Origin of the sequence: Mycobacterium sp. (genome assembly GCF_049608025.1) — a bacterium.
In the GTDB taxonomy this organism is placed as follows: domain Bacteria; phylum Actinomycetota; class Actinomycetes; order Mycobacteriales; family Mycobacteriaceae; genus Mycobacterium.
In genome coordinates this window covers 1-5,915 of record NZ_JBMYXC010000091.1, presented here as the reverse complement: position 1 = coordinate 5,915, position 5,915 = coordinate 1, and the positions used below count along the sequence as shown (strand labels likewise).

Annotated in this window: 3 protein-coding genes; all 3 read left to right on the top strand. The window is 64.8% G+C overall.

Annotated elements, in window-relative coordinates:
- The first annotated feature begins 124 nt into the window (after positions 1-124).
- Positions 125-2,803 (top strand): hypothetical protein, encoded by a 2,679-nt coding sequence (locus ACPGXI_RS17500; protein WP_526655218.1) that lies wholly within the window; start codon positions 125-127, stop codon positions 2,801-2,803.
- Positions 2,804-4,795 carry a LamG-like jellyroll fold domain-containing protein gene (locus ACPGXI_RS17495; protein ID WP_526655216.1) on the top strand — a complete coding sequence of 664 codons (1,992 nt, stop codon included), beginning with the start codon at positions 2,804-2,806 and terminating at the stop codon, positions 4,793-4,795.
- Positions 4,796-5,915, top strand: a 1,120-nt coding sequence (locus ACPGXI_RS17490) for a hypothetical protein (RefSeq protein ID WP_526655214.1), incomplete at its 3' end; no start/stop codon positions are given.

Sequence of the window (5,915 nt, the reverse complement as noted above, 5' to 3'; positions counted from 1 at the left end):
CAGCTCAGGGGCCAGGCGAACCCGCTACATCGTACCCAGCGCGGCAGGTATCCCGGCAGGCTGGGACCATGCGCCCCCTACGGGTGACGATGGCGCCCCGGTTGTTGTCGGCACGAGCCCGCACGTGTTCGCCGGCCTGCGCGTAGGCCTGCACAGGATCCTTGTCAACAAGGAGACCGGCGCGATCGACAGCTGGGCCGACCAGGTGACCAGTGGATCACTGATCTGGCAAGGGCGCCTCGTAGACCGGGCGCGGCTCAAGGACCTGCACACGTGGCAGCTTGAGATCCAGGGGTTCGATTCGTGGCTGCGTGGTGACCTGAACGCGCTGAACCCGGATCGCTATTTCCCGGTCAAGCCCTATGCTGAGCTCGAGGCCGGCGAGGTTGGGATTGCCGTCATCTTCCAGAAGCGGCAGCAGACGGTTAGCGGCGGATTCACGGGGAGTGTAACCACGGAGTATAGCGGCATGGCTTGGGACTCCGGCTATGACCTGACTGGCTCCACCGCGCAGGATCTGGCCATTGAGATCGATGCTGCGATCGACGATGCGATCGACGGGACCGCGGACAACTACAACAGCTCGGGCGCTTCATATAGCACGATTGGTGCCGCATCCTTCGACCAGTTCTCAGCACGCATCCAGATCGATAACAACGGCAACGATCGTGAGGGCGTGATGATCATTGGCGTGCATGCCAAGGTGGCCGCGACCCTCGGGTGGGACTTCGTGGCGCAGGGTGACGGGTCCCTTGACCCCACCGACCCGCGAACGCTGGCGAATGGCGGCATGATGGGGGCGCAGTGGTCACCGCTAGACGGGACGGAATCGTTGCGCACGGCCGGCGCGGCGCAGCTCAACTTCGACAGCTACGTGTGGGCCCAGTTCTCCACACTCACGATTACCAACAGCGGAACAGACCTGGACAACGGCGGGGCAACCCGCGTCTACAGGCCCGCATACAGCAGCGGGGCGATCTCGCTTCAGCCTGAAGGCCAGCAGGTGATAGCGCTTGGCCTCGGGTCTGAGCGGGTCGAATCCCAGAAGGCGCAACCACCAGCGGCCTACCTGGCCAACACGCCGCAGATCGATGCCGCGGACGTGGATTCGATGGGCTGGCTGCACGTGCGCGGCGAGGTGCTCGAGGGCTCTGGCGCATTCGACACCGAGGCCAGCCGGCGCGAGGTGGATCAGGTTGCCCTGGTGGCGTGGCGAGATGCCGCGGGATCGATCACAGGCACGGACCCGGGACCCAAGGTCTACGTAGTTCGCTGGGAAGACCCGCGCGCGTTCGGCTTTGAGGACCGACGGATCACGGCACCGCTCACCGTGGGCGGATCGACGCGACTGGAGGCCGGCTTCATTGGTAGGCTAGGCGGCTATACGCTTGGCCCGGACACGTACCCGGATCAGGCGTGGCGCGTGGTCCCCCGCATGATCCTGAGCGGCGGCACCGCCGGCAGCTGGTCCGGCCTAACACCGCCCAGCGCTGGCGACAACCAGCCCGCCGCGGCCACTGGCATTCAATACTGGTCTGGTGATGTCGAGATCGCATCGCTAGGCCTGAACATTGAGGGCGAGGCTGTGGACCTGAACTCGTGGCGCACGGCAGCCGCGGGCCTGCCTAACGGCGAGCTCGGGGCCATGGCCTCGTGCGTATATGCCAAGGTTGGGCCCTTCCCGGCATCCGAGGTCATCAAGGGGGCGCACGTGTCCCGCGGTTGGTGCATGGGCATCAAGAAGGGCAGCGGCGAGCGCCCGCAATATCGGTGCTTCTCGCCGTGGCGCCCGGTCACGGTGTCCGACGTTGAGCACACGCTCACAGACGCGGACCTTGCGGACGCCAGTGGCAACGGTGACGGCTGGATCCCCGAGTGGCAGTCCCGCCCCTTCCCGCCGATCGACTCGTTCACGTTCAACACACGCGACACGCCGGACGACGACGGCACCACGCTAGAGACGACCATGCGCAGCCTTGACCGCGGCCGCAGGTCACGCACCGGGCAGGTCGGATACGCGATCGAGGATCGCGGGCTGTCCAACCAGCGGCTATTCGACGGGAACGATGGCGATGTGTGGAAGTGGGAGAACGAGGCGCAGACGTACTGGGCGAAGGATGCGGCCAACTTCCTCGCAGGTCGCACGGCGACGTTGCGCGCAACCTTCAATCACACACAGGGGCAGTTCCTATACCCGGGCGCTGTGGTCAAGATTTCAAACAGCTTCGTACCAAAGCTTGATGGAAGCGGCCTTGGCATCTCCAACGCACTGGGACGTGTGGTGGGCTCTGAGCTTGTGCTCAAGGGGCCTTACGCTGGCTGCACGCGGGCTGAGATCCTTATTCAAGAGCAGAGGGCCGGCGAGGGCGAGGGAGGCCGGCTCTGGTCAGGGGTAGCGAGGGTCAACACCCTAAACAACACCTCTGGATCGAGCTGGGATGTGGTGGTGCACGCGGACGCCTGGAACATCGGCGACGGCGTTAGCGACTCAGCTGCGTTCGACGAGCCGAGCGGGTCAAGCGTTGGCGGCACCGTGAGCTTGGTGCTCATTCAGGGATACGACGGCACAACCTACAGCAACACGGTCGAGGCTGATCTTGTCTCGGTGAACACGTCAACGCATACGCTCTCGATCACCGTTACGAGCGGCACCATGCTCACCGATGCATTCACCCTCGTCTACATGGCCGACTATGACGACCAGACGACGAGCAACTGGCCGCGCACTCTGCTCAGTGTCACGTGCGACGAGGAGTCAACCGACTTCGGCACAGGCCCCACAACAGGCTGGAAGCTGGACTAGATGCCAAACAAGCCAGATACAATTCTGCGCATCGTCACCGCGACGAGCGCCACCGCGGACCAGAGCCAGAACGCAGCCAACCTGACGGCCGCGACCGGCGGGGCCTACGAGGCGACGAGCACCCGCACCGCGATCTCGGGGGTTGCGCGCGAGGTCTCGGCGGTGTTCCAGGCAAGCGACACCGGCTCACTGGACGGGACGATCGTTTACCACGGCAACACCGGCCACACGACCTACCCCTATGAGCTTGACACGAACTCCGGCAACTTCCGGGTGCGCGACAACTCCAACGGGTCCTATATCGATGTGCCGCTGCCCGGCGTCACGTCGACCACGCACACCTATGCGGCCCAGGTGTCATGGCGCACAAACCCAGCAACCACCGGCACCAGCGATGCGGCCCTGTGTGAGGTCTACCTCGAGAACCAGACCGCCGGGGACATCGCCGTGCACAGCGCGACGCTCACCAACCTTGCGCCGTCTGGAACGGACAACTTTAGCTATGGCGGCCGGTACGACGGCACGGCCACGCTCGCCAACGCGGTGGGCGGAACCATTACAGAGGTTCGCGTGGGGACCCGCTATCACTCGACGGCCGAGGCCTACGAGGATTACGGCACAGGCGAGACATCGACAGGGAGCGGCGCGATCAACCCGGACCCGATCATGCCGATCCCCGCGGCACTTGGCACAGACGGCGCAATGGCGGGCCCGGCCTACTTGCATGCAGGGGCACAGGCCAAGGCTTCAGCACGGCGCCTAGCCTCTCCGATCGTCAACAGCTACCACCCTAACGCCTACCCGGTTGGCGGCTGGAGCTCAGTGTTTGAGGAGGTGAGCGGCACCTTCTACGGTTACAACGACTTCTCTAGCCCGGACGTACTCGCCACCTTCTCGGATGGACCAGGCGGGGCAAACGACCGGGCCCGAGACATCGAGAACGGCCGCAACCAATACTGGGATGCGGTCGATTCAGACCTCTGCGACCAGCTCACGGACGGGGCGACTGATTTCACCCTTTCGTGTTGGGTCACCCCCGAGAGCTACCCGGCCACCACGATGTGGATTTTCGCGGTCCTAGATTCCGGCGTGGCGAACTGCCCCCTTGTGGTCTGGGTTAACGGTTCGGGGCAACTCGTATGCGGGTGGGAAGTCTCGGGCACCTACACGACGGTTGCAACCAGCACATCTGCAATCGGCACAGGCTCGGCGGTGCACCTGGCTGTCGTGTGCACTCACTCCGGCGGGACCAGGACGGCCCGGATGTACATCGACGGCACGCAGGACGGCACTGGATCAGCGGCACAGCCAACCCATAACCCTACCGATGTGATGGTCTTCGGGTCGACAATCGCCTCGCGCGGGTTCGACGGCTTGGTTCACGAGATCAAGATCGAGCCCACGGCCGAGGGATCCGAGGTTGGCGAGGGGCGCAACGTCGACTATGAAGCCGGGCTACCCGCGGGCCAGCTCAACCCGCTCGCCCCGCTTGCCTGGTGGCGATTTCATCAGCCAAGCGACGGCTACGCACCCGCTCGAAACTTCTCCGACATCGAGCTTGGTGGCGACACGTACAAGGCACACGCAAACCTTTACTGGCGCCGGCCGATCTCGCCAATGTTCAGCCAGGCCAAGGTGCGTGTGCTGTGCGAGGTGACGTTCACCGGGACCGGGAACCATGACGCCATCGCCGTTGCCGTCGTGAGCTCAACGCGTCGGCCGGGGCAGCTTGGGATCATCGGGCAGCCGACCGCCACCAACTACACAGCGGAGACGATCGCCGCCACGTCATCGGGCGACGAGTATGAGCTGGAGTTCTCGACGGCGCTTGACCTTGCCCGGGATCCGCTGGGTCTCTCCCATGTCTACGTGGCAACGAGGATCGGCGCGGGGTCACCAACGGGTGACACCTTCATTGCGATCAAGTCCGTCCACGTCACTCCATACCAACCAACCCCGGGCGGCTCGCTCCCCCTAGCACCAGGAACCTAGATGGCCGACCAGAACGTAAACCTTGAATCTGTTGGCCTGCCGACAGATCCACCGCTGGACAACCTGCGCGCCCTGGGTTCCGCGCGGCGGCTGCACGTGCACCAGATGCTCAGCGCGCAGGATCGCCCGGTCGCTGCGGGGCGCCGCACCATTGGCTATTACAGCTGGGGCGGCGAGTACGATCACACCTACGGCCACTCGTACATGGTTGACGGGGATACAGCGGGGGTGGCCTTCGCCGACCCACGATCCCCCTACCCAAGCGCTACTACTGAGCTGACCTTGCTTGAGCTCGAGGGGGTCCCGGTAACCCCGGGGTGTTCGCTGATGGTGCATGCCACGTACATGCTCGCGGGCGCCACGTTCTCGCTGGACGGCGTGGATAGCGGCGCTGAGCAGACCTACACATCCACCGGTGCGCAGGGCCAGATCGTGGCCGCCATCACGTGGGACGATGGGTCAACCACCGAGACTGTCACCACGACGATCGATTGCCAGGCCGCCGGCGCGGAGCCCTACGCGATCGATGATGGTGAGGGATCCGCGTGGCATGCGATGCGGGAGGGCTCGGCACGCAACGAGCCGGCGGATCTCTCCTATGTAAAGTCGGCCCCGGCTCAGTGGAGCACGGCTGGCGTAACCGTTGATGTGGAGCTAAAGATCCTTGGCTGCGCCCGCCCCGTCGACATCGTGATCTATGAGGTGCCGCGGATCTACGGACTGACGGACGGCGACCCAGCGGGGCCTGCACATGTCTACGCTGAGAGCGGCCTACCCCGGACGCAGTTCCCGCACGAATACCCGGTCGAGGGCGCAAGCTCCGGTGATGCCCGGTACGGGGCCCGGCATGCGATCGCCGTGGCCGCTGCGCAGGAGGGCCAGCTAGGGCCAGCGTGTTGGTGCTACTCGAGCCAGCGCGGTCGTCACATCGGGCGCGGATGGGCGACCAGTAGCGACCCGGACCCGACGACCATCACCGGCACCACTGAGACTGTCCTGGGCGGCAGCTCCACGATCACGACTGAAAGCCCACGGATCGAACTGGGTACGCTGGCCTATGGTCGCAACTTCGAGCAGTCCGACACCCAAGACATTATGTCCGAGAACGGCGCTTGCCGGA

Excerpts from the sequence above, each read along its gene's own strand:
- ACPGXI_RS17495 (WP_526655216.1), top strand. The coding sequence starts at position 2,804 with ATGCCAAACAAGCCAGATACAATTCTGCGCATCGTCACCGCGACGAGC.